This window comes from Microbacterium sp. TW_SC_2 (assembly GCF_055361165.1).
Genome location: NZ_CM143952.1, coordinates 1,742,567 through 1,768,521 on the forward strand (window position 1 = coordinate 1,742,567; position 25,955 = coordinate 1,768,521).

26 protein-coding genes and 1 other RNA gene are annotated in these 25,955 nt (G+C 69.3%); 6 read left to right on the forward strand and 21 right to left on the reverse strand.

From position 1 onward, the window contains the following. Positions 1–42 precede the first annotated feature (42 nt). Both ACWA14_RS08195 and ACWA14_RS08200 read left to right on the forward strand, forming a co-directional pair. Positions 43–1,164, forward strand: a complete 1,122-nt coding sequence (locus ACWA14_RS08195) for an AI-2E family transporter (protein ID WP_463792318.1) — start codon at positions 43–45, stop codon at positions 1,162–1,164. Between the two features lie 113 nt (positions 1,165–1,277). After that, positions 1,278–1,766, forward strand: coding sequence for a pyridoxamine 5'-phosphate oxidase family protein (locus tag ACWA14_RS08200; RefSeq protein ID WP_463792320.1), 489 nt, complete (start codon positions 1,278–1,280; stop codon positions 1,764–1,766). A 30-nt stretch (positions 1,767–1,796) separates the two neighbouring features. Here ACWA14_RS08200 and glsA read toward each other — a convergent pair whose 3' ends face one another. The 3 genes from glsA to ACWA14_RS08215 form a co-directional block, all read right to left on the reverse strand. Then, the gene (glsA, locus tag ACWA14_RS08205; RefSeq protein ID WP_463792322.1) at positions 1,797–2,735 is read right to left on the reverse strand and encodes a glutaminase A; all 939 of its coding nucleotides are present in this window, start codon (positions 2,733–2,735) and stop codon (positions 1,797–1,799) included. A gap of 92 nt (positions 2,736–2,827) precedes the next feature. After that, positions 2,828–3,436, reverse strand: a complete 609-nt coding sequence (locus ACWA14_RS08210; protein ID WP_463792324.1) for a hypothetical protein — start codon at positions 3,434–3,436, stop codon at positions 2,828–2,830. A 99-nt stretch (positions 3,437–3,535) separates the two neighbouring features. Beyond that, entirely contained in the window at positions 3,536–4,408 is an 873-nt protein-coding gene (locus ACWA14_RS08215; RefSeq protein ID WP_463792326.1) for an AraC family transcriptional regulator, read from the reverse strand. Positions 4,409–4,728: 320 nt separating this feature from the next. Here ACWA14_RS08215 and ACWA14_RS08220 point away from each other — a divergent pair, with 320 nt between their 5' ends. Beyond that, positions 4,729–5,832: an AI-2E family transporter gene (locus ACWA14_RS08220; protein ID WP_463792328.1), complete on the forward strand. Its 1,104-nt coding sequence runs from the start codon at positions 4,729–4,731 to the stop codon at positions 5,830–5,832. 28 nt (positions 5,833–5,860) lie between these two features. On the opposite strand, the gene ACWA14_RS08225 is transcribed toward ACWA14_RS08220, so the two are convergent. The 4 genes from ACWA14_RS08225 to ACWA14_RS08240 are packed head-to-tail and all read right to left on the reverse strand — an operon-like array spanning position 5,861 to position 11,380. Then, a complete protein-coding gene (locus tag ACWA14_RS08225; RefSeq protein ID WP_463792329.1) occupies positions 5,861–6,781 on the reverse strand; it encodes a diacylglycerol/lipid kinase family protein in 921 nt (306 codons plus the stop codon). 49 nt (positions 6,782–6,830) lie between these two features. Beyond that, positions 6,831–9,806 carry a bifunctional [glutamine synthetase] adenylyltransferase/[glutamine synthetase]-adenylyl-L-tyrosine phosphorylase gene (locus ACWA14_RS08230; RefSeq protein WP_463792331.1) on the reverse strand — a complete coding sequence of 992 codons (2,976 nt, stop codon included), beginning with the start codon at positions 9,804–9,806 and terminating at the stop codon, positions 6,831–6,833. A gap of 9 nt (positions 9,807–9,815) precedes the next feature. After that, the gene (glnA, locus tag ACWA14_RS08235; RefSeq protein WP_463792333.1) at positions 9,816–11,153 is read right to left on the reverse strand and encodes a type I glutamate--ammonia ligase; all 1,338 of its coding nucleotides are present in this window, start codon (positions 11,151–11,153) and stop codon (positions 9,816–9,818) included. Between the two features lie 2 nt (positions 11,154–11,155). Continuing rightward, on the reverse strand, positions 11,156–11,380 hold the full coding sequence (locus tag ACWA14_RS08240) for an SPOR domain-containing protein (protein ID WP_463792334.1): 225 nt from the start codon (positions 11,378–11,380) through the stop codon (positions 11,156–11,158). 68 nt (positions 11,381–11,448) lie between these two features. Here ACWA14_RS08240 and ppgK point away from each other — a divergent pair, with 68 nt between their 5' ends. Beyond that, complete coding sequence (gene ppgK, locus ACWA14_RS08245) at positions 11,449–12,192, forward strand: polyphosphate--glucose phosphotransferase (protein ID WP_463792335.1); 744 nt, start codon at positions 11,449–11,451, stop codon at positions 12,190–12,192. A gap of 92 nt (positions 12,193–12,284) precedes the next feature. Here ppgK and rnpB read toward each other — a convergent pair. The 4 genes from rnpB to ACWA14_RS08265 all read right to left on the reverse strand — a co-directional run bounded on the left by rnpB (position 12,285) and on the right by ACWA14_RS08265 (position 15,581). Beyond that, positions 12,285–12,641, reverse strand: an RNA gene (rnpB, locus tag ACWA14_RS08250) — RNase P RNA component class A. Positions 12,642–12,665: 24 nt separating this feature from the next. Then, positions 12,666–14,363: a bifunctional 3'-5' exonuclease/DNA polymerase gene (locus tag ACWA14_RS08255; RefSeq protein WP_463792336.1), complete on the reverse strand. Its 1,698-nt coding sequence runs from the start codon at positions 14,361–14,363 to the stop codon at positions 12,666–12,668. A gap of 22 nt (positions 14,364–14,385) precedes the next feature. Continuing rightward, the gene (locus tag ACWA14_RS08260; RefSeq protein ID WP_463792338.1) at positions 14,386–15,120 is read right to left on the reverse strand and encodes a zinc ribbon domain-containing protein; all 735 of its coding nucleotides are present in this window, start codon (positions 15,118–15,120) and stop codon (positions 14,386–14,388) included. A gap of 38 nt (positions 15,121–15,158) precedes the next feature. After that, positions 15,159–15,581, reverse strand: a complete 423-nt coding sequence (locus tag ACWA14_RS08265; RefSeq protein ID WP_463792339.1) for a YchJ family protein — start codon at positions 15,579–15,581, stop codon at positions 15,159–15,161. 41 nt (positions 15,582–15,622) lie between these two features. Between ACWA14_RS08265 and ACWA14_RS08270 the strand changes: the two genes are divergently transcribed. Further along, positions 15,623–16,471, forward strand: a complete 849-nt coding sequence (locus ACWA14_RS08270; protein WP_463792341.1) for an aldo/keto reductase — start codon at positions 15,623–15,625, stop codon at positions 16,469–16,471. 47 nt (positions 16,472–16,518) lie between these two features. Here the strand turns inward: ACWA14_RS08270 and ACWA14_RS08275 are convergent, their stop codons facing one another. The 3 genes from ACWA14_RS08275 to ACWA14_RS08285 all read right to left on the reverse strand — a co-directional run bounded on the left by ACWA14_RS08275 (position 16,519) and on the right by ACWA14_RS08285 (position 18,257). Next, on the reverse strand, positions 16,519–17,469 hold the full coding sequence (locus ACWA14_RS08275; RefSeq protein ID WP_463792342.1) for an L-lactate dehydrogenase: 951 nt from the start codon (positions 17,467–17,469) through the stop codon (positions 16,519–16,521). A 51-nt stretch (positions 17,470–17,520) separates the two neighbouring features. Beyond that, the gene (locus ACWA14_RS08280; RefSeq protein ID WP_463792345.1) at positions 17,521–17,766 is read right to left on the reverse strand and encodes a hypothetical protein; all 246 of its coding nucleotides are present in this window, start codon (positions 17,764–17,766) and stop codon (positions 17,521–17,523) included. A gap of 122 nt (positions 17,767–17,888) precedes the next feature. Further along, the gene (locus ACWA14_RS08285; RefSeq protein ID WP_463792349.1) at positions 17,889–18,257 is read right to left on the reverse strand and encodes a hypothetical protein; all 369 of its coding nucleotides are present in this window, start codon (positions 18,255–18,257) and stop codon (positions 17,889–17,891) included. Between the two features lie 325 nt (positions 18,258–18,582). Here ACWA14_RS08285 and ACWA14_RS08290 point away from each other — a divergent pair, with 325 nt between their 5' ends. Then, positions 18,583–19,698, forward strand: coding sequence for an AAA family ATPase (locus ACWA14_RS08290; protein WP_463792350.1), 1,116 nt, complete (start codon positions 18,583–18,585; stop codon positions 19,696–19,698). A gap of 16 nt (positions 19,699–19,714) precedes the next feature. Here ACWA14_RS08290 and ACWA14_RS08295 read toward each other — a convergent pair whose 3' ends face one another. The 7 genes from ACWA14_RS08295 to ACWA14_RS08325 all read right to left on the reverse strand — a co-directional run bounded on the left by ACWA14_RS08295 (position 19,715) and on the right by ACWA14_RS08325 (position 25,952). Continuing rightward, positions 19,715–20,026 carry an HU family DNA-binding protein gene (locus tag ACWA14_RS08295; RefSeq protein WP_463792352.1) on the reverse strand — a complete coding sequence of 104 codons (312 nt, stop codon included), beginning with the start codon at positions 20,024–20,026 and terminating at the stop codon, positions 19,715–19,717. Positions 20,027–20,230: 204 nt separating this feature from the next. Next, positions 20,231–20,629 carry a flagellar assembly protein FliW gene (gene fliW / locus ACWA14_RS08300; RefSeq protein ID WP_463792355.1) on the reverse strand — a complete coding sequence of 133 codons (399 nt, stop codon included), beginning with the start codon at positions 20,627–20,629 and terminating at the stop codon, positions 20,231–20,233. Next, entirely contained in the window at positions 20,626–21,513 is an 888-nt protein-coding gene (gene flgL / locus ACWA14_RS08305; RefSeq protein WP_463792358.1) for a flagellar hook-associated protein FlgL, read from the reverse strand. The genes fliW and flgL overlap by 4 nt, the downstream gene beginning before the upstream one ends. Positions 21,514–21,529: 16 nt before the next feature. Further along, positions 21,530–22,936 (reverse strand): flagellar hook-associated protein FlgK, encoded by a 1,407-nt coding sequence (gene flgK / locus ACWA14_RS08310; RefSeq protein ID WP_463792359.1) that lies wholly within the window; start codon positions 22,934–22,936, stop codon positions 21,530–21,532. A gap of 7 nt (positions 22,937–22,943) precedes the next feature. After that, the gene (gene flgN, locus ACWA14_RS08315) at positions 22,944–23,426 is read right to left on the reverse strand and encodes a flagellar export chaperone FlgN (protein ID WP_463792360.1); all 483 of its coding nucleotides are present in this window, start codon (positions 23,424–23,426) and stop codon (positions 22,944–22,946) included. A 121-nt stretch (positions 23,427–23,547) separates the two neighbouring features. Continuing rightward, entirely contained in the window at positions 23,548–23,796 is a 249-nt protein-coding gene (gene csrA / locus ACWA14_RS08320; RefSeq protein ID WP_463792362.1) for a carbon storage regulator CsrA, read from the reverse strand. Between the two features lie 89 nt (positions 23,797–23,885). Continuing rightward, a complete protein-coding gene (locus ACWA14_RS08325; RefSeq protein WP_463797399.1) occupies positions 23,886–25,952 on the reverse strand; it encodes a flagellar biosynthesis protein FlhA in 2,067 nt (688 codons plus the stop codon). Positions 25,953–25,955: the final 3 nt, after the last annotated feature.

The following is a 25,955-nucleotide window of genomic DNA, read 5'->3' on the forward strand; positions in this document are numbered from 1 at the left end:
TGGTTGATAGGGTGACTTACCCCGCGTATTGAGGAGTGCAGGATGATGTTCCCGATTTTCGGTCGACCGCAGGATCCCGCACCCGTCGAGAAGGGACTGTGGTCCCGAGGCTTCGGGATCGTCGCGACCCGCAGCCTGCAGACGCTCGCCGTGCTCGCTCTCGTCGCGGTCGGCGTGCTCGTGATCACCCAGCTGTCGCTGGTGTTCATCCCGGTGACGATCGCCCTCATCCTCGCCTCCGCGATCCACCCCGTCGTCAGCCTGATGCGTCGTCGCGGGATCCCGTCGATCCTCGCGACGTGGATCGCGCTCATCACGATCATCGCCGTGCTCGGCACGGTCGTCTGGGTGATCGTCCTCACGGTGCGCACCCAATGGGATGACCTCGTCGAATCCGCCACCGACGGGATCGGCCAGGTGACCGACTGGCTCGGCACGCTGCCCTTCGACGTCGACGCGATCGATCTCGACGACGTCTGGTCGTCGGTCGGGAGCTTCCTCACCAGCGCATCGTTCGGCCAGGGCGCTCTCGCCGGAGTGTCGGCGACGGCGAGCTTCTTCACCGGGCTCGTCCTGATGATCGTCGTGCTGTTCTTCTTCCTGAAGGACGGCCCCCGGATCTGGGAGTTCCTCCTGCGCCCCTTCACCGGTGCGAGCTACGAGCGTGCCCGTCGCGTGGGCGACAAGACCGTGGAGGTGTTCGGCGGGTATATCCGCGGCACCTCGATCGTGGCGGCGGCCGACGCCCTGGGCATCGGGATCGGCCTCGCCATCCTCCAGATCCCGCTCGCGCTCCCCCTGGCCGTCATCGTCTTCCTGACCGCGTTCATCCCCCTCGTCGGAGCGACAGCGGCGGGCATCCTCGCCGCCCTCGTCGCGCTCGTCACCCACGGGCCGGTCGCGGCGCTGATCGTCGTCGGGATCGTGGTGCTCGTCAACCAGCTCGAGGGCAACTTCCTGCAGCCGGTCGTGATGGCGCGGTCGCTGAAGCTGCATGCTCTGGTCATCCTGCTCGCCCTGACCGCGGGCACGATCCTCGGCGGCATCGTCGGCGCGGTCCTCTCGGTGCCCCTCGCGGCTGTCGCCTGGGGCATCATCACAGTGTGGGACGGACCGTCGACTCCGGCGCGGCCCTTCCGCCAGAAGCGCGACGAGACCGTCTAGCCCCGCCGGATATCGCGGCACGCTCCGATCCGCAAGCCCCTCGTCGCGCGGACGCGCTCCGCGCATGATGGGATCTCCGCCCGTTCCGGGCCCGCGCGAAAGGGATGCCACTCATGACCGACACCACCCCCACTCAGCGAGTCGCCGAGCTGATCAAGGACTTCCGCTTCGCGATGTTCACGACCCGCAATGCGCAGGATCGTCTCGTCGCCCACCCGCTCACGGTTCAGGAGACCGAGTTCGACGGCGATCTGTGGTTCCTCGTCTCCAAGGGCGCGTCGTTCATCGTCGACCTGGCCCGCGACGAGCGTGCCGGCGTGTCGTTGAGCTCGAATGACTCGTGGGTGTCCCTCTCCGGCACCGCCGGACTCGTCGAGGACCGCGAGAAGGTGCGCGAGCTGTGGAGCCCCACCGTCGAGGCGTGGTTCACCAACGGTCCCGACGACCCCGATGTGGGGCTGCTGAAGTTCTCCGCCGAGTCGGCGGAGTACTGGGACAGCCCCGGAGGAAAGCTCGCGTCGATCTTCAGCTTCGTGAAGTCCAAGATCACCGGCGAGCAGTACGACGCCGACAACGAGAAGGTCGAACTCCCCCGCGACTGATCGACACGGACGGGGCCGTCTCGCGACGGTTCAGCGCGAGACGGCCCCGAACGCGTGCAGCCCGAGATCGTCGCTGAGAAGGACGCTCGCCTCGTGTCCGCGCACGCTCGTCCCGAACTCGTCGAGCGGCGGGCTGATCACCGCTGCACCGAGCACGCCGGGCGCGGCGAGAACGATCGCACCGGACACGCTCGACTTCGCGGGGATGCCGACCTGCTGCAGCCACCGCCCGGACCCGTCATAGACGCCGCACGTGGCCATGACCGAGACGACATCGCGCGCGATCCGCTCCGACACCACCCGCTCGCCGGTCACCGGGTTCTCGCCGCCGTTCGCGAGGGTCGCCCCCATCAGCGCCAGATCGACGGCATCGACGAGCACCGCGCAGGCGCGGGCGTAGACCGCGACCGCATCATCGGCGCTGACCTCGAGCGTTCCCTCTGATCGCATCAGATGAGCGAGCGCATGGTTGCGATCTCCGAACAGATGCTCGTTGCGGGCGATGCCGTCGTCGACCTGCAGGGCACGTCCGGCGAACGCCGACAGCCCGCTCCGGATCCGCTCATCGCGCGCGGCCACATCGGATCCGTCCACCAGGGATGCCGTGAGGAGCGCCCCGGCATTGACCATCGGGTTCGGCGGGCGTCCCGTGCCGCTCTCGAGCTTGATGGCGTCGAAGGCCTCGCCCGTCGGCTCGATGCCCACGCGGTCCAGCGCACGTCCGCCCGTGTCCTGGAGCGCGAGTGCGAAGAGGAAGGGCTTGACCGCCGACTGGATGCTCACGGCGACGTCCGATTGGTCGCTGCACACCTTCTCTCCGCCGGTGGTGACGATCGCCAGACCCAGGAGGTCGGGATCGGCGTCGGCGAGCTCCGGAATGCTGTCGTCGACCTGCCCACCGCTCGTCCGCCGAACGCGGTCGCGCAGCGATGCGATGTCATAGGTGCGGGGATCCGGAGAGCTGCTCATCTCCTCAGCCTTGCACGACCGCGAGCTCGGCGGCGACGTCCGCGGCACGAGCCGGCCCGGGCGAGGCCGACTCGTGCCTCAGGCGAGGGGGCTCAGGGGACGCGCGCGCCCGAGGTCTTCTCGCTCAGGTACTCCGCCGACAGCGCCGTGTTGACATAGGTGGGCGTGAGTGCGCCTCCCTCGGACGGGTACAGCCAGACGACGGGGAGCGGGACGAGGTTCGACCCACCGTTGAGAAGGCCGGTGTAGACGTACTGGACCGTCCCGCTGGTGCCTTCGGCGGGAAGCTCGCCGACGCGCACCCACCCGTTCAGGCTGCGCTCCTCGAGGCGATAGCTGGTGGGGGTGGTCACACCGTTGCCCGCGCCCCACTGCACGGTGACGGTGACGCCGCCCGACGTGTAGCGTCCCGCGGGAGCCACCTCGCCGGTGTCGGGGTCGAACACGTTGAACCCCACGCTCTGCCCCGCATTGATCTGCACGCGGTTCGGCTGCGACACCGTCCAGGTGCCGACCGACGTGCCACCCTGCCACTCCGACAGGCCTCCGCCGGGTGCGACCAGCGGCTGCGCGACGCTGGCGGCGGCCAGCGGGGTCGCGATCGCCGCAGCGATCACCGGGGTGGACCAGGCCGCGGCCTTGATGACGGTGCGCCGGTTCATACCGGTGGCGGACTGCGGTCCGCGCTCGTGGACACTCATGTCGTACTCCTCTGGGTGGATGTCTACGGGATGGGAACTTCCGCAGGACATCGTGGCCGGGAGCCGCTCAGCGAGGACCGGATCCGACGACGGTGTCGCTCACGGTCCGTCGTCTGTCGCATCCGGTATGACGGCGTCCCCGTCCCCCGACTCCTCGCGGGATCGACGACGCACGGTCGACGGAGAGCTGCGACCTTCCCTCGCCATCGCGCGCGCGAGGCTGGAGCCGTCGGCGAAGCCCGCGTACCGGCCGATGTCCGCGACGCTGAGCGGATCGTAGGTGCGATCGGAGAGCAGTCTCGTGGCGTGCTCCACGCGCGCTTTCCGGATCTGCCGCTCCGGAGTGGTGTCGTGAGCTCGGAACACCCGCTGCAGCTGCCGCACCGAGATCGCCAGCTGGTCGGCGATGACCTGCGGCGACAGCGACGGATCCTCGCGCTGTGCCGCGATCATCGCCACGGCACTCAGATGGACATCGACCTGGGGGACTCTTCGCGGAGACCTGACCCCCTCCACGGCAACGCCGATGACCATCTCCTGCAGAAGGCGCTCGACGTAGTAGCTGCCGAATCCGCTGACGGGTTCGGCATCCACTGCTGCCGCCCGTTCGGCGAACGCGAGCGTGGGATCGAGAAGAGTGCTGTCCGCGGGGACAGGCCGGACCTCGCCCGGCGCGGGCGCGGTCGCCCCGGTCAGGGCCTCGGACGGGACCACGATCGACAGCAGCCGGAGATCGCCGAGCGGCGCCGCGTGGATCGGGGAACCGTGGTCGAGCAGGAACGCCTGAGGTGCGCCGACGCGCAGACGCCCCGTGGCGGTGTCGATGTCCATGGCGCCGGAGCGCACGCTGTGCAGGCCGACCATCCCGGCGAAGCGATCCAGGCGGGAGCGCTCGTTGTCACGTCCCATCACGAACTCTCGGATGCGCACACTGCCGAACATCGCCAGCGTGCGCGCTCGCGTCACGGGCATGGGTACGCGGCGCCCGAGACGACGAGGACGGCGCGTGCGCGCGCGACGGAATTCGTCATGTGACCCTCCCCAGGCGGATCTGCCGCAGATCCCCACCGCGGCCACGCCTCGGGCAAGGCGCACCCCCGATACTAGGGGATCTGCGATCCCCCGACTCGGACCGTGACGGGCTCGCCCGTGTGCGGGGCGGACGACTGCCGGAGAACGTCGGCGTGGCTTGCTTGACCGAGTGCGGGCCGGGTGGTCAACTGAGAGGTCGAAACGAATAGAGTGGGGGCGTCATGCGTCGCAAGACCGACACAACGAAGGCCGAGCACGCAATGACGGAGGTTCCGCCGATCCCGACCGCCTCGGTCGCCGCCCTCGCCCGGACGAATCCGTTCAAGCTCGGGCTGCTCGGCGCTCTCGGTGTCCTCGTCGCCCTGCTCATCGGCGGGATCGTCGAACAGCTCGCGACCGTCCTCGTCTACATCGGCGTCGCCGTGTTCCTCGCGCTGGGCCTCGATCCGATCGTGGCGTTCATCGAACGCAAGCTCCCCCGTCCCGCGGCCGTCGCCATCGTCGTCGCCGGAGTGCTGCTGGCCTTCGCCGGCATCATCCTGGCGATCGTCCCGATCCTCGTCGAGCAGATCGCGAATCTGATCGACGACGGCCCGCAGATGGTCAAGGACATCATGGCCTCCTCGTGGTTCCAGGATCTGAACGACCAGTTCGGCTCCACGCTCGAAGACGCCGCCAACGGCGTGCTCTCCTTCCTGCAGGACCCGGGCAACCTCGCCAACATCAGCGGCGGCGTCTTCGCGGTGGGAGCCGGGATCGCCGGCGGTCTGACCGGGATCACGATCGTGCTGATCCTCACGCTCTACTTCATGGCGTCGCTGCGGACCATGAAGAAGGTCGCGGCGCGCTTCGTTCCCGCGTACCAGCGCGACACCTTCAGCGGACTCCTCGAGGACGTCTCCGGCGCGGTGGGCCGCTACGTGATGGGGCAGGCCAGCCTCGCGCTCATCAACGGCATCCTCAGTCTGATCCTGCTCACCATCATCGGAGCCCCGGTCCCCGCGCTGTTGGCGCTGATCGCCTTCATCGGCTCGATGATCCCGCTCGTGGGAACGCTGAGCGCCTCGATCATCAACTCGCTCATCTGCCTCATCGCGAGTCCGGTGACCGCGCTGATCGCCTTCGGCTACTACCTGGTGTACATGCAGATCGAGGCGTACATCCTCTCGCCCCGCATCATGAGCAAGGCCGTCGCCGTTCCCGGCGCCCTCGTGGTCATCGCTGCGGTCGCCGGGGGCGCCCTCGGTGGAATCCTCGGGGCTCTCGTGGCGATCCCCGTCGCCGCGAGCATCATCATCATCGTGCAGAAGGTGGTCTTCCCGAATCAGGACCGGAAGACCGCGCCGCCGGTCGCCACGGTCTGACCCGGGGCGCCGGCGGTCCGGTCTCGTCTCAACGGATGAGCAGGGCCCCCGGCTGCACGCGGACGTCGAAGGACGACACCTCGCCCATCTCCTCGCCGTCGATCTCGAACACGAGCGGAGTGTTCAGGGTGACCGAGATCGTCTCGACGGGCAGGTGACGGGCGGAGTCCGTGCTGACGGCCTCATCGGCGCCACCGAAGAAGCGACGGATGCCGTTGTCCCACACGAACGAACGGAACGTGTCGAGCCACTGCAACGCACCGTCGGCGCTGACCATCAGCACATCGAGCTTGCCGTCGTCGAGCACGGCGTCGGGAAGCAGGCGGATGCCACCCTGGACCATGCCGCAGTTGCCGATCAGCAGCGTGTGGCCGCGCACCGCGACCGCCTTCTCGCCATCGATGGCGAGGGTGATGTCGGTCATCTCGGTGCCGGCGAGGGCGCGCCCCATCGCCTCCACGTACGCCAGCCATCCGGCCTTCGACTTCAGGTCGTCGTCGGTCTCGACGAGCATCTGCGCGTCGATCCCGAAGCCCACCATCACAGCGAAGGCGTGCTCGGTGTCATCGTAGGAGACCCAGCCGAGGTCGATGCGACGGGGCTCCGCGTCGCGGACGCGCTCGAACGCGGCGGGGATGTTGTTCAGCGGCACCTCGAGGTTGCGCGCGAGCAGGTTGCCCGTTCCTTGCGGCACGATCCCGAGCGCGACGTCGGAGCCGGCGAGCGACTCCGCGACCGCGCGGACCGTGCCGTCTCCCCCGACGGCGATGACGGTGTCGCGACCGTCCTCCTGCGCCTCGCGAGCCATGCCGCGGCCCGGGTCCTCCGGTGTCGTCTCCCACCAGCGCACGTCGGTCGCATCGCCGAACACCGTGCTCACGGCGTCCTGCAGAACCTCCTTCTCGACCTTCGAAGGGTTCCAGACGATTCCGATGCGTGCGTGGGTCATAGCGTCATGATGGGCGACCGGGAGGCATACTGCAACTCGAGCGCAGGGACTACCCGTAGAACAGGTGCTCGAAGGCCTTGCGAGCCCGTCGCGTGACGCCGAGATAGTCCTCCTCGAGCTCCGTGGCGGAGCGGTCGGGGTAGCCGAGCAGCCGTGCGATCGCGTCGAGGTCGCGGCGGTCGGATGGCAGGACATCACTGGTCTTCCCGGAGAGGATCGTGATGGCCGAGCGCAACCTGCTCGCCAGCCGCCAGGCCTCGCTGAGTCGTTCGGCGGCCTCCACCGGCACGAGGTCGGCCTCGACGGCGGCATCCAGTGCCGCGATCGTGGATGTCGTTCGCAGACCGGGGATCGCGTGGGCATGCTGCAGCTGCAGCAGCTGCACCAGCCACTCCACATCGCTGAGCGTGCCGGGACCGAGCTTGAGGTGCCGCCGGGGGTCGGCGCCCTGCGGAAGCCGCTCCCCCTCGACGCGCGCCTTGATGCGCTTGATCTCGCGCAGTCCCTGCTGGTCGACCGTCTCGGGATACCGGATGGAGTCCGCGAGCTCGACGAACCGGGCGATCAGTTTGGCGCTGCCGGCCACTCCGCGCCCTCGGAGCAGAGCCTGCGCCTCCCAGGAGAGCGACCAGCGACGGTAATAGGTCGTGTACGCCTCGATCGATCGCACGAGCGGGCCGCTGCGCCCCTCCGGACGCAGATCGGCGTCGAGCTCGAGAGGCACGCGATGATCCGTCAGGTGCTCGCGCAGGCGCGTGACCACCTGGTTCGCCAGCACCTGGGCCCGCTGCGGGTCGAGACCGTTCGCGTCGTACACATACAGGATGTCGGCATCCGAGCCGAAGCCGAGTTCCGCGCCGCCGAAGCGCCCCATCGCGATCACCGCGAAGTCCAGTGCCTCGTCCTCCGGCGGCACGACCTCGCGGAACACGGCGCGGAGGGCTGCCTGGATCGTCGTCTCGGTGATGTCGGTCAGCGCCGTCGCGATCTCCTCGATCGTGAGGACGTCGAGCACCGCCCCCATCGCCGTACGCAGCAGCTCGCGGCGCCGGTTCGCCCGGACGGCGCGCAGCGCATCTCCGACCGACTCGTGCCGTGTCTGGATCGCGCGGGCCTCCTCGTCGAGCGCGGCGGCTCCGCGCGGGCGCAGCTGTTCGAGCCGATCGAGCCAGGCGACCGACTCCGGGATCCACTCCATCAGCTCGCCGATGTACCGCGACGAGGACAGGATCCGGGTGAGGCTCTCGGCGGCCCCCGAGGAGTCGCGCAGCATGCGGAGGAACCACGGGGTGTCCCCCAGCCGTTCGCTGATGCGTCGGAAGGCGATGAGGCCGTAGTCGGGGTCGCTGCCGTCGGCGAACCAGCGCACCATGATCGGCATGAGGTGTCGCTGGATGGTGGCCTTGCGGCTCAGCCCGGTCGTGAGCGCCCCGATGTGCCGCAACGCCCCGGCCGGATCCCGGAACCCGATCGCCGCGAGGCGGTCGTGCGCCTGCGCCGTGGACAGCGTCCGCTCTTCCTCGGGCAGCGCCGCGACGGCACTGAGCAGCGGGCGGTAGAACAGTCGCGTGTGGATGTCGCGCACCTCACGGCGCACGCTCTCCCAGCGAGCCCACACGCCGTCACCGGTCTCGGCCAGCCCCGTGCTGCGGGCGAGGACGCGCAGGCCGGCCGGGGTGCGCGGCATGAGGTGCGTGCGGCTGAGCTCGCGCAGCTGCAGACGATGCTCCATGACCCGCAGGATGCAGTAGTCCTTCGCGAACGCCGACGCCTCGGCGCGACCGATGTAGCCGCCCTCGACCAGCGCGTCGAGGCTCTCGAGCGTGCCGCGGGTGCGCAGCGATTCGTCGGTCAGCCCGTGCACGAGCTGGAGCAGCTGGACCGTGAACTCGATGTCGCGCAGCCCGCCGGATCCGAGCTTGATCTGGTACGGCGCATCCTCGGGGTCGATGTGCTCCATGACGCGCTGACGCATCCGCTGCACGCTGTCGACGAAGTCCTGCCGGGCGGCACTCGACCAGATCTTCGGCTGCACGGCGGCGATGTACTCGGCACCGAGTTCCTCGTCTCCCGCGAGGGGCCGCGCCTTGAGCAGCGCCTGGAACTCCCAGCTCTTGGCCCACCGATCGTAGTAGGCCAGATGCGAGGCCAGCGAGCGCACCAGGGCCCCCTGCTTGCCCTCGGGCCGGAGATTGGCGTCGACCTCCCACAGCGGTGGCTCGATCTCGATGCCGCTGAGCGCGCGCATCGTCTCGCGTGCCAGACGCGTGGCGATGTCGATCGCCTTCGCCTCGCCCACGATCTCTTCGTCGGCGGTCCCGCCGACGAAGATCACGTCGACATCGCTGACGTAGTTCAATTCCCGCGCACCCGATTTGCCCATGCCGATGATGGCCAGACGGGTCGCGGCGACCTCGGGCTCCGGATACGTGGCCCGCAGCCGGGCACGGGCGACCGCCAGGGCGGCTTCGAGTGCAGCACCCGCGATGTCGGCGAGGGCGGCGGAGACCACCCCGACCACGGACACGGGGTCCGGGTGCGTGAGATCGTAGGCCGCGATGGCAGCGAGGCTCGAACGGTACGCGACGCGCAGCGCCACGACCGCCGCATCCTCACCCGAGGTGGCGAAGCCCGCCACCGAGTCCACGGATGCCAGAAGACGCTCGCGCAGCTCGATCGCCGACGGGGGCGCGTCGATGCCCGCCGCCAGCGCGGTGAGCTCGTCGGGATGGCGGAGGAAGAAGTCGGCGAGCCCCTCGGACGCCCCGAACACCCGCCACGCGCGGCGGCGCGACTCAGGCTCGTCGAGCAGCAGCTTCACCGGCGCCGGGTCACGCCTCGCGACACGCACGAGTCCGCGCACCGCAGCATCGGGATCGGCGACCCCGGCCGCCTCCAGCACCTCGGTGCGCGTGGATCCGAGGATCTCCGCGAGTTCCGACAGCGATGCAGCGGCCTCACTCAGCTCGGAGAAGCCGAGCCTGGCCAGGGCCGAGAGCGAGACGGAGTCGTCCGGGCGCGCCATGGACCCGCCTCAGAGCAACTCGAGGTTGTTCTTCAGCTCGAGCGGCGTCACCTGACCGCGGTACGCCTCCCACTCCTTGCGCTTGTTGAGCAGCACGTAGTTGAACACCTGCTCGCCCAACGTCTCCGCGACGAGCTCGGAGTCCTCCATGTACTCGAGAGCGTGGTCGAGGCTCGCCGGCAACGACGAGTATCCCAGCGCACGGCGCTCGGCGTCGCTGAGCGACCACACGTTGTCCTCGGCCTCGGGCGGCAGCTCGTAGCCCTCCTCGATGCCCTTGAGCCCGGCCGCGAGCATGAGCGCGTAGGCCAGGTAGGGGTTCGCTGCGGAGTCGAGCGCGCGGTACTCCACGCGCGACGACTGTCCCTTGTTCGGCTTGTACATCGGCACGCGAACGAGCGCGGACCGGTTGTTGTGGCCCCAGGTCACGAAGCTCGGCGCCTCGTCGCCTCCCCAGAGCCGCTTGTACGAGTTCACGAACTGGTTCGTGACCGCGGAGATCTCGTTCGCGTGGCGCAGGAGTCCGGCGATGAAGTGCCGTCCGGTCTTGGACAGCTGGTACTTCGCGCCCTCCTCGTAGAACGCGTTCTGATCGCCTTCGAACAGCGACATGTGGGTGTGCATCCCGCTGCCCGGGTGTCCGCTGAGGGGCTTCGGCATGAACGTCGCGTACACGCCCTGCTCGATCGCGACCTCCTTGATCACGGTGCGGAACGTCATCACGTTGTCGGCCGTGGTCAGGGCGTCCGCGTAGCGGAGGTCGATCTCGTTCTGTCCGGGTCCACCCTCGTGATGGCTGAACTCCACGGAGATGCCGAGGTCTTCCAGCATTCGCACCGAACGGCGGCGGAAGTCGTGCGCCGTGCCGCCGGGGACGTTGTCGAAGTAGCCGGCCGAGTCGACCGGCACAGGGCCCTCCGGTCCGAAGGACGAGGACTTCAACAGGTAGAACTCGATCTCGGGGTGCGTGTAGAACGTGAATCCCGCATCGGCGGCCTTCGCGAGCGTGCGCTTGAGCACGTGACGCGGGTCGGCGACGGCCGGCTGCCCGTCGGGCGTGGTGAGGTCGCAGAACATGCGAGCCGTGGGGTCGATCTCCCCGCGCCACGGCAGCGTCTGGAACGTCGTGGGGTCGGGCTGCGCCAGCAGATCCGACTCATAGGTGCGCGTGAGGCCCTCGATCGCGGAACCGTCGAAGCCGATGCCCTCGGCGAACGCACCCTCGACCTCGGCCGGGGCGATCGCCACCGACTTGAGTGTGCCGATCACGTCGGTGAACCACAGGCGGACGAACTTGACGCCGCGCTCTTCGATCGTCCGCAGGACGAAATCCCTTTGCTTGTCCATGCCTACTCTGCGCCCTGGCCCTTCGCGTCGTTCCCGGCATCCCAGCCCTGCTCGGCGGCTTCCTCCTCGGCCCAGGCGCGCGCGCGCTCCTTGACCACGTCGGGGGCACGGCGGGCTTCGGCTTCCGTGTCGAAGGGTCCGATCCGGTCGACGGAGGGCGAGATCATGCCGAATTCGACCTCGCCGGACTCGGAGTTGTACCAGTACTTGCTGTCACCGTCAGACATGTCTGCCCCTTCTTCACGTGATGTCATCGATCCTACTGGCGTGCACCTCGGTCGCTAAGCTATCGCCCATGGCAAAAGCGATCGGCGTCGACATCGGCGGCACGGGAATCAAGGCAGGCATCGTCGACCTCACTCACGGGACGATGGACTCGGATCGCGTACGCGTTCCCACTCCGAAAGGCGCGTCGCCGTCCGACGTGCTGGCGGCGGTGCACCAGGTGCTCGACGCCCTCGAGGTGCGCGACTCCTCGCTGCCCCTCGGCGTCGCCTTCCCCGCGATCGTCAAGAACGGCAAGACGCTCTCCGCCGCGAACGTCTCGAAGGACTGGATCGACTTCGAAGCGGAGAAGTTCTTCGAGGACGGACTGGGACGCGGCATCACCTTCGTGAACGATGCGGATGCCGCCGGCGTCGCCGAGGTGCGCCACGGCGCGGCTCGCGGAGCCAAGGGCCTGACGATCCTCGCCACCCTCGGCACCGGCATCGGCTCGGCGTTCCTCTACGACGGCGTGCTTCTGCCGAACACCGAGCTCGGGCACCTGCTGTACAACGGGGAGTCCATCGAGAAGTGGACCGCCTACTCCGCCATGGAGCGCGAGAAGCTGAACTGGGAGGAGTGGTCCGCCCGCCTCCAGGTCTTCTTCAGCCACGTCGAGTTCCTCTTCAGCCCCGACCTGTTCGTGGTCGGCGGAGGCGTGTCGAAGCACCCGGAGAACTTCCTCCCGTTGCTCGATCTGAAGACCCCGATCGTCGCGGCGATTCACCGCAACTCCTCGGGCATCATCGGCGCGGCCTCCCTCGCGGGCGACTGACCCGCAGCACCGCGCGCCCACCGGAATCGGACCGACAGACCGGGAAGGGCCTGATGATCTCCTCGATCATCAGGCCCTTCTCCACGTCGAGGCGAATGGGCCGACCTGTACGCCGGGTTCTGTTCCGGGGTTCTTCGCCCCTTCGACGGCCATCTCTCTCGGCGACACGTTGCCGTGGCGCTCCAGCGGTCTACCCGAGGACTCGGCGAGCCGCGTCAACATCCTCTGTCTGACCTTGCTCCGGACGAGGTTTACCTGGCAGGTCATGTCACCATGACCCCCGGTGGTCTCTTACACCACCCTTTCACCCTTACCCCTTGCGGGGCGGTCTGCTCTCTGTGGCACTGTCTCGCGGATTGCTCCGGGTGGGTGTTACCCACCGCCCTGCCCTGTGGAGCCCGGACGTTCCTCGGTGCGGTCTCCCGCCACGCGACCGTCCAGTCGACCCATTCGCGCGTCCAGTCTACGCCGCGCTACTTCTCCGCCGACATCACGATGCGCAGGTCCAGCGGCACATCGATCGGGAATCCGCCGAACAGGCGACGGGTGGCGACGGCGGCCGCCTCGCGCACCGCCTCGGCCGCCGCCTCGGCATGCTGCTCCGGAACGTGCAGGATCACCTCGTCGTGCAGGAAGAACGCGAGATGCGCCGTCCGTGCGAAGGGACCGGATGCGGCCGCCTCGCTGAAGGTCTCGGGGAGCTGCTGCAGGCGATGCCGGATCTCTGCGAGCCAGATCAGCGACCACTCGGCGGCGGTTCCCTGCACAACGAAGTTGCGGGTGAAGCGCCCCCAGTCCCGTGCCCGTCGCCGGGCGAGCGCCACGACCGCCGGGTCGGCGTCGGCCGACGAGGCCTCGGACTGGAGTCGCGACCATTCGGCCGCCGGGCGCGGCGACGAGCGCCCGAGCCAGGTCGACACGATGCCGCCGTCCTCGCCCGTTCGCGCTGCCGCATCGACCAGGGCCATCGCCCGCGGGTAGACCTTGCGCAATCGCGGCACCAACCGTCCGCTGTCCCCCGTCGTCGCGCCGTACATGGCACCCAGGACCGCGTACTTCGCCTCCTCCCGGGTGCCCACAGCTCCGGACTCGACGACGCCCGCGTAGAGGTCGGTACCCTGCGCCGCCCGCGCCATCGCCTTGTCGGACGCCATCGCCGCCAGCATCCGCGGCTCCAGCTGCGCCACATCGGCGACGACCAGCGTCCACCCGGGGTCCGCCCGGACGGCAGGACGGAGACTGCGCGGGAGCTGCAGCGCGCCACCGCCCGCGGACGCCCAGCGCCCGGTCACCACCCCGCCGGGGATGTACACGGGGCGGAATCGACCGTCATGCACCCATTCGGCGAGCCAGGCCCAGCCGTTGGCGCTCAGCAACCGGGACATCTTCTTGTAGGCCAGGAGGGGCGCGACGACCGCATGTGCGTGCTGCGCGAGTTCCCAGCGGCTCGTCGACTCGACCTGCACTCCGACCCGGTGCAGCGCGCGGAGCAGCTTCTGGTGACTGTCGAGGTGCAGCGTGGGGTCGCCGAGGATGCTGCGCACCTGCTCGCCGAGCTCGGCCATCCGGCTCGGCAGTCCGCCGGCCATCGGACGATTGCCGAGGGCCTCCGTGAGGATCGCGTCATGCACGCCCGCGTCCCACGGGAGTCCGGCGACGCGCATCTCCTCCGCGATGACCCCACCCGCGGATTCCGCGGCGCAGAGCAGCGTGAGGCGTCCGTCTCGAGCCGAAGCCATCACGCGTCGCTGTTCCCGGTACTGGTCGAGCATCTCGGCGACAGGGTCATCGGCGGAGCTGTCGTGGATCACGTCGAACAGCGAGGGTGCTTCCTCGGTCGGTTCGCGGCGCACCCAGAACGGCGACGGAGCCAGGGGGCGGGCGACCGAGTCGGTGTCGCGGAGGATCGCGTGGCAGAGCAGGAGGTCGTGGGTGCGGTTGAGGCGGATGCCCTCGCTCAACAGCACCGCGTAGACCTCCCGTGCGCTGCGGATGATCCACCGCGTCTGCTCGGACGCATCGGCGGCGGCCACCCAGGGGGCCAGCTCCGCCGAGGTCAGCACGTCTCGATGCTGCTCCGTGTCGTCCTCGCCCAGGGTGACGGCGGTGTAGCTGCCGCCTCCGCTGGTCACGAGGGCGATCCGCCGTTCCGCCGGCGGCGATGCCGTCATGGCCGGCGAACGCCTCTTCCGGTCACGACAGGCCGGATTCGTCGGTACGCACCAGGATGCAGCCGCACTCGGGGCAGGAGACGACCGCATCATCGGCCGCGTTGCGGATCTGGCTCAGATCGGTGCGCGGGAGCTCGATGCGGCAGCCCTGGCAGGTGCCCCGGGTGAGCAGGGCGGCACCCGCGCTGTTCGACGCGCGGCGCGTGTACTCCGCCAGCAGATCGGCGGGGATCTGTGCGGCGATCGCCTCGCGGTCACGGGCGAGTTGGGCCCCGAGCTCGGTCGCCGCAGCGACGTCGGCCTTGGCCTGCGCGGTGAGCGCGGAACCTTCGCTCGTCGTGGTGTCGATCAGTGCCTGCTGGGCGGCGACCGCGGCATCCGCCTCCTCGAGGCGGCCCATGACGTCGAGCTCGATGTCCTCCAGCTCGCTCTGCCGGCGCGCGAGGCTCGCGATCTCGTGCTCCAGCGCCTGTGCGTCCTTCGGACTCGTCGACACGGCGAGGCGCTCGGCATCGCGGGTGCGGCGCTTCTCCACCAGGGCCACGTCGGATTCCAGACGGCTGAGTTCGGTGCGCGCGTCGTCCCGCGTACCGGCGAGCGTGGTGAGCTCCCGCAGCTGCGCCTGGCGCAGGGCGACCAGCTCGGTGATGCGCGCGCCCTGCGTGGGATTCGCCCGTGCACGCTCTGCCTGCGCGATCCGGCGATCGAGGTCGGCGATGTCGAGCAGGATGCGCTGGTTCTGGGGACTGGAGTTCACCGTCCCAATCTACCGTCTGCCGTCCGGCCCACCGGTGCTCACCGCACCTCGCCGTCGACATAGAACCATCGGCGGTCGACGCGGGCGAAGCGGCTGCGCTCGTGCAGGGACCCGCGTTCGTCGCCCTGACGCCAGAACGCCTCGAACTCCACGATGCCGTCGCCGTCGAACGGGCCCCCGGCGACGCGGTCCACGATGACCAGTCGCCGCCACCGCAGATCCTCGTCGAGCTCGATCGATCCGGGACGCGTGGACGCATGCCAGGTCGCTCGCAGGTAGCCCGCGTCGCCCGTGGCGAAGGCCGTGTACCGCGACCGCATCAGACGCTCGGCGGTCGGGGCCGCCGCACCGCGCAGCAACGGTCCGCAGCAGCCGCCGAACACGTCTCCCGAGCCGCACGGACACCGATCGGAGTCCGTCGGAACGCCCTCTGCTGCCGGCACCGCGCCTGTCGTCGTCACCGCCCCAGCGTACGCTGGGACTCCAGTCGAGAAGGAGAACCGTGACCAGTCAGCCCGTCGTCCCCCAGTTCACCGCGCACAACGGCTTCGCCCTCCCGGCGATCGGTCTGGGCACGTACGCCCTCAACGGAGACGATGGCGCGGCTGCCGTCGCCCGCGCCATCGAAGGCGGATACCGTCTCATCGATTCGGCCTTCAACTACGAGAACGAGGGGTCGGTCGGTCGCGGTGTCGCCGCCGCATCCGTCGACAGCGCCGAACTGATCGTCACGACGAAGCTCCCCGGACGCCACCACTCCTCGGCGAAGGCGCGCACGAGCATCGAGGAGAGCCGCTCACGGTTGGGCCTCGACATCACCGACCTGCACCTGATCCACTGGCCCAATCCGAGCCAGGACGAGTACGTGCAGGCCTGGGCCGCGCTCGTGGACGCCCAGCAGCGCGGCGTCGTCCGCCAGATCGGCGTCTCGAACTTCCTGCCCGCGCATCTGGAACGCATCGAGCAGGAGACCGGCGTCCGCCCCGTCGTGAATCAGATCGAGGTGCACCCGTACTTCCCGCAGGAGGAGCAGCTCGCCCACCACCGGGAGCACGGCATCCTCACCGAGGCCTGGAGCCCGCTCGGCCGCGCCCGGGAGCTCCTGCAGGAAGGGGTGATCCGCGAGGTCGCGGCGGCACACGGCATCACGGCCGCGCAGACCGTCCTCGCCTGGCACGTCGCGCGCGGGACGGTCTCGATTCCGAAGGCGTCGTCGGCGGATCACCAGAGCGCGAACCTGGCCGCTGCCGAGGTCGTGCTCGACGAGGCGGAGGTGGCGGCGATCTCCGCTCTCGGCCGGCCCGACGGGCGGCTCTTCGCCGCCGACCCGGCCACCCACGAGGAATCCTGATACGGGTCGTCTGACCGGCGAGACCAGAGGGATTCTCCCGCGAGAGCTCAGCGAAGCGACGCCGCGACGTCGGCGAGAGCCGCGGCGGACCGCTTCAGCAACGCGCTCTCCTCCTCGGAGAAAGCGGTGTTCCGGATCGGCACCGCACCCTGCGCGCTGACGATGGACGGCACCGAGAGCGCGACGCCGTCGACGCCGTGGAAGTCGCGCAGCACGGTGCTCACCGGCATCACGGCGTGTTCATCACCGAGGATCGCTTCGACGATCCGGGCACTCGACAGGCCGATCGCGTAGTTCGTCGCCCCCTTGCCCCGGATCACGGTCTCGGCGGCGTTCCGCACGTCGACGGCGATCTCGTCGAGTTCCTCGCGCCGGATCGGCGGGTGACCGGGAGCCTCCCACTCCAGGATCGGGACGGTGCCGATGGTCGCCCGCGACCAGAGCGGGAACTCGGTGTCGCCGTGCTCCCCGACGATGTGCGCGTGCACGCTCGCGGTCGACACCCCTGCGCGTTGCCCGAGCTTCCATCGCAGGCGCGAGGTGTCGAGCACCGTGCCGGAGGCGAAGATGCGCTCAGGAGGAAGGCCGGTCTCCTCCTGGGCGATCACGGTCAGCACGTCGCACGGGTTCGTCACGATCACGTAGATCGCGTTCGGTGCGACCTCGAGCAGCTGCGGCATCATGGAGCGGATGATTCCCGCGTTGACGGCGGCCAGGTCGATGCGGCTCTGCCCGGGACGCTGCTTCGCTCCCGCGGTGATGACCACCACATGAGATCCCGCGACCACCGAGATGTCGCTGCCGCCGATGATGTCACTGGTGCCGGTGAACTGCGTCCCGTGCGCCAGATCGAGCACCTCGGCCTCGACCTTCTCGGTCGCGATGTCGTACAGGGCGACATGGCGGGCGGAGCCGCGGATCAGGGCCGCGTAGGCGACGCTGGATCCGACGCTGCCGGCGCCGACGACCGTGAGCTTCGAGTTCTCGATGATCTCCATGGGCTCAGTCTCGCAGTCCGGGGGCCCGGTGATCCAGGGTCCCGGTCACCTTCACTCCGAACGCGCGTCCGGGGCCTCCGACGCCCGGCCTGCGGCGCCCGACGGCATCGATCCATCGACCGGGAGAGCGGAGTGATCGTCTGCGCCGGCGAGGATCCGGGCCGCCCGTCGATCGAGCAGGTCGGCGGCGACGCGGTTCGACTCCGGATCCGTGCCCGCGTCTGCCGCGCGACGGAGATCCGCCGCGGTGGCGCGCAGGATCTCCGCCTTGACGGACCGGAGGGCGTCGGCGTGCACGGTCTTCCACTTCGCTCGAGGGTGCCGCGCGATCGCGCGACGGTGCCGGGACTTCTCCTGTCATGACAGGAGAAGACTCTTCAGTATGGACCACGTCGGCTGGGCGTCCACTGCCGTGACCGTCATTCTCGGTGCCGCTGAGCGCGGACGAGGGCTTCCCACTCCGAGGCACGGAACCGGACGGTACCGGTGGAGACGATCTGCGCGTTGCCGTTCGGGCCGAGCTCCGGCCGCATGGTGAGACCACCGACCTCGAGGCTCGGGAGGCGCTCACGGATGTAGTCGATGCTGCCGCGGACCAGGAGCGCTGCGGCCTGCTCCGGCGACGTCGCAGCTCCCATCACGACGTCATCATGTGCGAGGAGCGCGGTCTGCCAGACGCGCTGCGGGCCGTCGGGATCGACCGTGTACCGCAACACACCCTGCGGCGCGGCCTCGACCTGGACCACGAGGGAACCGGTGACCGGCGCCTCGTCCTCGATGCCGTCCATGCTCACGCTCCGACCTGCTCCGGGCTGCGTCGCCCCGTCGCTGTGCGCTCAGGATACTGTTCGCCGGGCAGGATGCGCCGACGTCGATGCGTCGACTTCGCGCCTCCACGTAAACGAAGAGATAACTCTCATTCGACACGCCGCCGCGCAGTTGTCGCGGCGCACGGTGACGTGGAAAGGTATCCAGGCGGAGCCCCCACCGCTCACTCCTGCCGAGCCCGGAGCGTCTCCTGCGCGCATCGCGGCGGGAGACTCCTCGTCGAGACACACCTCATCGTCGCGGAATCCGGCGGGCAGGGACATCGGGGCATGAAGGAGGAGGGTGTTGGCAAGCACCTACATCGAGACCGGCGGACACGTCCGTGTCTACGGCGACGCCGTGCGGACTCACCAGGCATTCCCGTCGGGCACCTATCGCGTGTGCTTCTCCCCCACGGACGGCTTCAGCCTCGTCCGCATCGACGACCTCACCGTCGGGACGGAGCGCGTGTACGGCGGTCGCGATCGGAAGGTCGCGAAGATCTTCCACTCCTACGCCCGGTCCGACCGCAGCCTGGGCGTGATGCTCTCGGGAGACAAGGGCATCGGAAAGTCCCTGTTCCTCCGGATGGTGGCCGAGGCGGCACGCGAGCACGGGCTGCCCGTCGTGATCGTGTCGGAGGACAACGACGGCGTCGTGGAGTTCCTGGACAGCCTCGACGAATGCCTCATCATCTTCGACGAGTTCGAGAAGATCTTCCCCGCGGGGCGGCGCGGGCTCGCCGACGGTCTCAACCGCCAGAACCAGTTCCTTTCGCTCTTCGACGGCCTCTCCTCCGCCAAGCGCATCTACTGCCTCTCGGTGAACGACATCGCCGACGTGAGCGCGTACCTCGTCAACCGCCCCGGACGCTTCCACTACCACCTGCGCTTCGACTACCCGGGCCCGGAGGAGGTGCGCCAGTACCTCGTGGATCAGGCGCCCGGCGCCGACCCCGACGAGATCGAGAACGTCGCCCTCTTCTCCCGGCGCGCCCGTCTGAACTACGACCATCTGCGGGCCATCGCCTTCGAGCTGCAGCAGCCGGACACCCTCTTCTCCGAGATCGTCGACGACCTCAACATCCGGGCGATCGAGCCGAGCACCTACCGCATCGACGCGCGCTTCCCCGACGGCAAGGTCTGGACCGACGAGGTGGAGATGAACCTGTTCGAGCGCGGCGACGTCGGTCGCACGTTCGAGCTGCGCAACTCCACCCGCTCGATCTTCGTGTCGTTCCTGCCGCGCGACCTGCTGTTCGAGCCGGACGGGAGCATCGTCGTGCCGATCGACCGTCTGGACCTGCTCGGCGACGACGACGAGGAGCCCGAGGTGTACCCCACGACCGTCAGCCTCACGCTGGTCGGCTCGTCGAGCTACGGCTTCGGGCTCTGGCCCGCAGCCGAGATCCGCTCGCGGTAGCCTGGCTCCGCGACCGTCAGTCGGCCTTGACGCGCCGGTTCACCTCGCGCGTGGCGGAGAACTTCAGCACGGTGTAGTCGGTGACCTCGCCGGCGCCCTCATCCTTGCCGAACTGCACACGGTGCCCTTTGTGGGTCTGCGGGTAGAACTTGCCGAAGTTCGTGAGCGTCACGGTGTTGCCCTGACTCACGAGATCGAGGAGCTCGTCGATCATGGCGTTGTACGCGGTCTGCGCGGCGAAGACCGAGATCCCCCCGCGGCGTGCGAACCGTTGTACGAACTCGCGCTTGCTCACGCGTCCGGCATCGAGCGTCTTCGTCGTGCTCATGATCTTCGTCCCCTGTGTGTTCGCCCGTCGCCGAGCGGCTTTCGCTGTACCCCGACAGCCAGCTCCGCGGATCGTCGAGTCCCATCCCGACGACACCGGGTTCTGTGAGGCCCCAGCCCTTACCCCTCAGACACTAGTGCGTCTTCCTTCGTATCTGCGGTGAATCTGCGATTGTGCTGGTTCCCGAGCCGTGTCGACCCGATCTCACGAGCCGCCGAGGCGCGCGCGGATCGGGTAATCCTGGTCCTCCAGGATGACCTGCAGCGCCCGTCCGGTATCGGCGTGGACGACGATCGGGGCGCGCAGATTCACGTGCACGCCATTGTCGGAGGGGTTCGCGATCACCAGCATCCGGAGCGGATCCCCGTCGACGGCACCGAGCTCGGCCCGCGCTCCGGCGGGGATCCGCGGCGCGTACGCCGGATCGACCGACTCCGCGTCGAGAAGGAACAGCCGCACGTCGGCATCCACGGCGCGCAGCGTGAAGAGCCCCGCGACGCCGGCGACGTTCTGCAGCCGGAACGCGGTGTACGGGCTGAGACCGTGCATCGGGGCGGCGAACTCGAGGACGGCGGCGGCCTGATCGGGTGTCGTGGCGATCATCGCAGGAACTCCAGAAGATTGGTCTGCAGCGACTTCGCGGTCACCTGCAGGGCGGATTGGAAGACGAGCTCGGCGGACTGCAGTCGCACGAGCACCTCGAGGCTGTCGACGTTCTCGACCTCGGCACGGCGGGCCTCCAGGTCGGTCGACGTCGAGAGGTTCTGGGAGGCCGCACGCTCGATCTGCACCTGACGGGCTCCGGTCGTGCCGCGGGCGGCGACCATGTCCGTGAGGCGGGAATCGATGTCGTCGAGACGCGAGCCGACGTTCGCGCCTCCTCGCAGCTCGGCGGCGATGTCGCGGAGGAGCGCGAACGCGCTGTCGGCCCCTTCCCCGAACGCCTGAGATCCATCGAAGTCCACCCGCACGGTCTCGTTGTCGCTGATCCGACGGCGCACGCCCTCCCCCGGGCTGCCGCTGAAGGTGAAAGTCCCCGGCTCGAACGCCGCGCCGGAGTCGCTCGTGCCGGCGAAGACGCTGCGGCCGAGCACCGTGGTGTTCGCCTGGGCGAGCAGTTCGGCGCTGATCGTCTCGAGCTCCTGGGCGATCGACTCGCGGGCCGTGGGGCTGAGCGCTCCCGAGTTCGCTCCCTGCGCGGTGAGGTCGCGCGCGCGGTTCAGCAGGTCGGTGCTCGCGCCCAGCGCGGTGTCGACCGTGGTCACCCAGGCCATGCCGTCGCTGAGATTGCGTGCGTACTGCGCGATACGGGACTGCTCGCCGTGCACGCCCAGAACCGTCGCCGCGGCAGCCGGATCCTCGCTCGGCGAGCGGAACGCCCGCTGCGAGGCCGCCTGATTCTGCAGGCGCTCGCGGTCGGCGAGGGTGGTCTGCAGCGTGCGCAGCGACTGCTGCGTCATGGTGCTGCTCGTGATGCGTCCGATCATCTCGGCTCTCCCCAGGTCAGCGGCCGACGAGGCCGGTTCGGTTGATCAGCAGGTCCAGCGCCTCGTCCATGGCGGTCAGCACGCGGGCAGCCGCCTGGTAGGCCGTCTGATAGGTGAGGAGATTGACGGTCTCCTCGTCGCCGTCCACCGAGGCGTTCGACTGCTGGGCCGTGACCGCGGCCACCGCACCCATGTCGGCGATGTCCGCGCGCTGCAGGTCTCCCGCGACCGCGACCGCGAATCCGGTGACGAAACTCGACCACGTCTTGCTCGGCCCGGTGTCGGAGACGCCCAGCGCGCTGATGCGATCGGCGATCGTGGTGTCCTTGGCTCCGGCTCCCGGCGCCGCCAGGGCCAACTGGTCGAGCCCGGTGGGGACGACCCGCAGGCCCAGGGCCGCGGGTCCGCCGCCGTCGAGAGCGAAGAAGTCCCCGCCCGGCGCCCCGGTCGCGGTGACACCCGTCCGGTGGAGCTCGTTGACCGTGGTGGCCAGCGCGGTCGCGGTCTCGTTGTAGGCCGCGGCGACACGCGCGAGCGAACCGCCCTCCCCTGCCGGGGCGAGCGCGCTGATGGTTCCCCCGATCACGCCGCCGCCGGTGGCGACCGCGAGATCGGGGCGGTCGGCCCAGGCGACGCCGATGCGACCGCCGTCCTCGATCTCGCGCGGACCGCTCACGACGAGTGCACGGTGGCTGTCGCCGGAGACGAGGGCGTTGCCGTCGACGCGCACCGTGAGCGTGCCGTCGCTCTCGACCAGCCCCGTGGCCCCGACCGCGGTCGACAGCTGCTGCGCGAGCACGTCGCGCTGATCGATCAGCTCGTTGGCGTTGCGCCCGGACTGCAACGCCTCACGGATCTGTCCGTTGAGCGTGGCCACCTGGCCGGCGACCGCGTTGACGTCGGCGATGTCGCGGTCCACCTGGCCGCGCAGATCGGTCCACTGCCCCGCGACCGCTTCGTAGCCCGCGGCGATCTGTCCGGTGAGCACCTGCGCATTCGTGAGCACGACCTGCGCGGCCGCCGGCTCCGGCGTGTTCGCGAGGTCGGACCATCCGGACCAGAAGCGGTTGAGGTTGGCGGCGAGCCCGGCGGCGGTCGGCTCGGCCAGCATGCTCTCGGCGCGGGCGGCGGCTGTCGCCCGGGCATCCCAGAACCCCGCGGTCGACAGGGCATCGCGGACGCGGGCGTCCAGGACGGCATCCCCCAATCGTGCGACGCCGGTCACGGTCACTCCCCCGTCCGCACCGAGGCCGCTCTTCCACAGCCCGGTCTGTCCCGGGCCGAGCACGGACGTCTGATCGATGCGCTGACGGGTGTACCCGGTCGTGGTCTGGTTGGCGATGTTCTGCCCCGTGACGGTCATGCCCGCGCGCGCCGCGGAGAGGGCGGATTCCGCCAGTCGAAGTCCTGCGAAGGAAGACACGGTCACCTCACATCCGGGTGTCGAGCAGTCGGGCGTCGCCATCGCGCACGACACCACCGGACGGGCTGTACTCGCCACTCGGCGCACCGAGACCGGCGATCGTCTCCTGGGTGACGCGGATCGCGGTGCGCAGCCGCTGCTCGTTGATCTGCTTCATCTGCTCGATCTCCTCCGCGAGAGCGGTCATGGTCGTCAGGTGCCCGGTGAGCACCTCGCGCCATCCGTCGGTCGGAGCAGCGTCGATCAGCGCCCGCAGAGTGGTCGCCTCCGGCGCACCCCACTCGTCAGCGGTCGCGACGACGAGGGCGTCTCGCGAGAGCGCGACGGTCGGCATGGCGGACAGGACACGCTCGATCTCGGTCGAGGCGTGGCGGATCCAGCGGTTGCGTCCGGTCGCCAGGAGCATCTGCTGCTCGTCGAGCTTGAAGAGCAGCATCTCGAGCAGTTCGCGCTCCCGCAGCAGTTGCATGCTCAGGTCGTGAGCGGCCACAGTAGGTCACCTCGTCGGGTCGGGTTCTCCGTGACAGCGTCTCCGTCACACCCACGACTATCGCGACAACCCGAGGGGCAGTAACTCGGACGGGATGGGCAGAACTCCCCATGCGGCGCTGTCAGGGCGCGCTGATGCGGTGCCCGAGGGCTCCGAGGAGGGCAGCCTCCGCCGCGGCGTCCGCCGCCGTCTGCACGGCTTCCTGATTGGCGTCACCGACCGCGAGGACGATCTCCGCGCGGTGGATGCGCATGTCGCGCGGGGCGTCGATGCCGACCCGCACACCTCCCGGCGTCACCGCCAGGATGGTGACGGTGATGTCGTCTCCGATCACGATGCTCTCGTTCGCGCGCCTCGTCAGCACCAGCATGTCCATCCGCCTTCCCTGGCTGCGGCGCATTCACGCCATCCCGCACACCAAGCTAATGCATAGCCTCGTAAACGAGTGGATTCCGAGTGCTACCCCGCCGCGCTCGGCAAGACGGACTGCGTGATGCGCACGACACCCACGACGTCGGTGGCGAGGGCACCGGCACCGGCCTCGTCGTACGACAGCACCGGCAGGCCGGCGACCTGGGACGAGGTCATGCGCCGCACCGCCTGACGCAGCGAGGGCGCGCACACCAGCACGGGTTCCGGTCCCGCCTGGTCGAGTTCGGCCACTGTGCGGCGGAGGCCCTCGAGCACCTGCATGGTCGCCTCCGGTGTGAGCACGATCTGGGGAAGTCCGTCGACGACGCGCATGCCCTCGAGCATCTGCTGCTCCAGCATCGGGTCGAACATGACGACCCGCAGGCGCCCGTCCTCGGCGAACCGCGCGGCGATGGCCGGGCCCAGCGCGGCACGCGCGGCATCGATCAGTCCGGACGTCTCGGTCGACGTCTTGCCCCGCAGTGCGAGCGCCTCGTAGATGCGCGCGAGGTCGTTGATCGGGACACGTTCGGCGAGCAGCCCGGCGAGCACGCGCTGGATGCCGGCGAGCGGCAGGACCGCCGGGGTGAGCTCCTCGACCGTGGTGGGGCTCGACTGCTTCAGGTGCTCGGTGAGCTGACGCACGTCCTCCAGAGACAGCAGGCGGTGCGCCTGGCTCTGCACGACATCGGACAGGTGCGTGATGATGACGCTCGCGCGATCGATCACCGTGGCACCGGCCATGTCGGCCGCGTAGGACATCTCGGCGGGCACCCACTTGCCCTCGAGCCCGAACACCGGATCCACCACCACGCTTCCCGGCAGCTGCTCGAGCCCCGCGCCGATCGCGAGCACGTGCCCGCGCGGCACGGAGCCACGACCGACCTCGACCCCCGCGATGAGGATCGCGTAGGTCTCGGCGGGCAGCTCGACGTTGTCCCGGGTGCGCACCGGTGGCATCAGGATGCCGATGTCGAGCGCGAGCTTGCGGCGGAGCGACTTGACCCGGGTGAGCAGATCGCCGGCTCCCCCGGATGCCAGGTCGACGATGTCGGTCGACAGGGAGATCTCGAGCGCGTGCACGCGCATGCGGTCCATGAGATCCTCCGGGCCTTCGGCGCCGGCCTCCACGGCCTCCTGATGCTGCGCGTCGGCCTCGAGGGCGGCCTCCCGGTCCTCGTTCGCCTTGACCCGCGAGGCGGCGAACAGCAGCACGGCCCCGATCCCCGCGAACACCAGCAGCGGCATCCCGGGGATGAACCCCATCGCGATCGCCGCGAGGCCCGTGATCAGGAGCGCGGTGCGCGACTGCAGCAACTGCTTGGCCGCGGCCTGACCCATCTCGGCTTCGACGTTCTCCCGCGTGACGATCATGCCGGTGGAGACCGCCATCAACAGCGCCGGGATCTGGGTCACGAGTCCGTCGCCGATGGTCAGGACGCTGTAGGTCTGCAGCGCGTCGCCCATCTCCATGCCGTGCTGGGCCATGCCGATGATGATCCCGCCGACGAAGTTGATGACGACGATCACGATGCCGGCGATGGCGTCACCCTTGACGAACTTCGACGCACCATCCATCGCGCCGTAGAAGTCGGCCTCCGCGGCCACCTCGGCACGGCGCCGGCGGGCCTCCGCATCCGTGATGAGCCCCGCGTTCAGGTCGGCGTCGATCGCCATCTGCTTGCCCGGCATCGCGTCCAGGGTGAAGCGTGCCCCGACCTCGGCCACCCGCTCGGCGCCCTTGGTCACCACCACGAACTGGATGACCGTGAGGATCAGGAAGATCACGGCACCGATCACGAGAGATCCGCTGATCGTGATCTGTCCGAACGCCTGGATGACCTGTCCCGCGTGCGCCTCGCTGAGCACGAGTCGGGTGGAGGCGACGTTGAGGCCGAGACGGAACAGCGTCGCGACGAGCAGCAGGCTCGGGAACACGGAGAAGTCCAGCGGCTTCTTCACGAACATCGCGGTGAGCAGGATCAGGAGCGCGAACGCGATGTTGACCACGATCAGGACGTCGAGGAGACCCGTCGGGATGGGGACGATGAGCAGCAGGACGATGCCGACGACACCGACCGGGACCGCTCCTTTGGACAGCAGCTGACCGATCATGCG

What these genes read in the sequence shown, in the direction of transcription:
- csrA (WP_463792362.1), bottom strand. Translation starts at nt 23,796, where the DNA reads ATGCTGGTGCTGACGAGGCGCGCGAACGAGAGCATCGTGATCGGAGAC.
- ACWA14_RS08295 (WP_463792352.1), bottom strand. Translation starts at nt 20,026, where the DNA reads ATGAGCACGACGAAGACGCTCGATGCCGGACGCGTGAGCAAGCGCGAG.
- ACWA14_RS08275 (WP_463792342.1), bottom strand. Translation starts at nt 17,469, where the DNA reads ATGGAGATCATCGAGAACTCGAAGCTCACGGTCGTCGGCGCCGGCAGC.
- ACWA14_RS08285 (WP_463792349.1), bottom strand. Translation starts at nt 18,257, where the DNA reads ATGGACGGCATCGAGGACGAGGCGCCGGTCACCGGTTCCCTCGTGGTC.
- flgL (WP_463792358.1), bottom strand. Translation starts at nt 21,513, where the DNA reads ATGATCGGACGCATCACGAGCAGCACCATGACGCAGCAGTCGCTGCGC.
- fliW (WP_463792355.1), bottom strand. Translation starts at nt 20,629, where the DNA reads ATGATCGCCACGACACCCGATCAGGCCGCCGCCGTCCTCGAGTTCGCC.
- ACWA14_RS08230 (WP_463792331.1), bottom strand. Translation starts at nt 9,806, where the DNA reads ATGGCGCGCCCGGACGACTCCGTCTCGCTCTCGGCCCTGGCCAGGCTC.
- ACWA14_RS08225 (WP_463792329.1), bottom strand. Translation starts at nt 6,781, where the DNA reads ATGACCCACGCACGCATCGGAATCGTCTGGAACCCTTCGAAGGTCGAG.
- ACWA14_RS08215 (WP_463792326.1), bottom strand. Translation starts at nt 4,408, where the DNA reads ATGCCCGTGACGCGAGCGCGCACGCTGGCGATGTTCGGCAGTGTGCGC.
- glnA (WP_463792333.1), bottom strand. Translation starts at nt 11,153, where the DNA reads ATGGACAAGCAAAGGGATTTCGTCCTGCGGACGATCGAAGAGCGCGGC.
- ACWA14_RS08240 (WP_463792334.1), bottom strand. Translation starts at nt 11,380, where the DNA reads ATGTCTGACGGTGACAGCAAGTACTGGTACAACTCCGAGTCCGGCGAG.
- ppgK (WP_463792335.1), top strand. Translation starts at nt 11,449, where the DNA reads ATGGCAAAAGCGATCGGCGTCGACATCGGCGGCACGGGAATCAAGGCA.
- ACWA14_RS08255 (WP_463792336.1), bottom strand. Translation starts at nt 14,363, where the DNA reads ATGACGGCATCGCCGCCGGCGGAACGGCGGATCGCCCTCGTGACCAGC.
- ACWA14_RS08195 (WP_463792318.1), top strand. Translation starts at nt 43, where the DNA reads ATGATGTTCCCGATTTTCGGTCGACCGCAGGATCCCGCACCCGTCGAG.
- ACWA14_RS08325 (WP_463797399.1), bottom strand. Translation starts at nt 25,952, where the DNA reads ATGATCGGTCAGCTGCTGTCCAAAGGAGCGGTCCCGGTCGGTGTCGTC.
- ACWA14_RS08210 (WP_463792324.1), bottom strand. Translation starts at nt 3,436, where the DNA reads ATGAGTGTCCACGAGCGCGGACCGCAGTCCGCCACCGGTATGAACCGG.
- ACWA14_RS08220 (WP_463792328.1), top strand. Translation starts at nt 4,729, where the DNA reads ATGACGGAGGTTCCGCCGATCCCGACCGCCTCGGTCGCCGCCCTCGCC.
- glsA (WP_463792322.1), bottom strand. Translation starts at nt 2,735, where the DNA reads ATGAGCAGCTCTCCGGATCCCCGCACCTATGACATCGCATCGCTGCGC.
- ACWA14_RS08200 (WP_463792320.1), top strand. Translation starts at nt 1,278, where the DNA reads ATGACCGACACCACCCCCACTCAGCGAGTCGCCGAGCTGATCAAGGAC.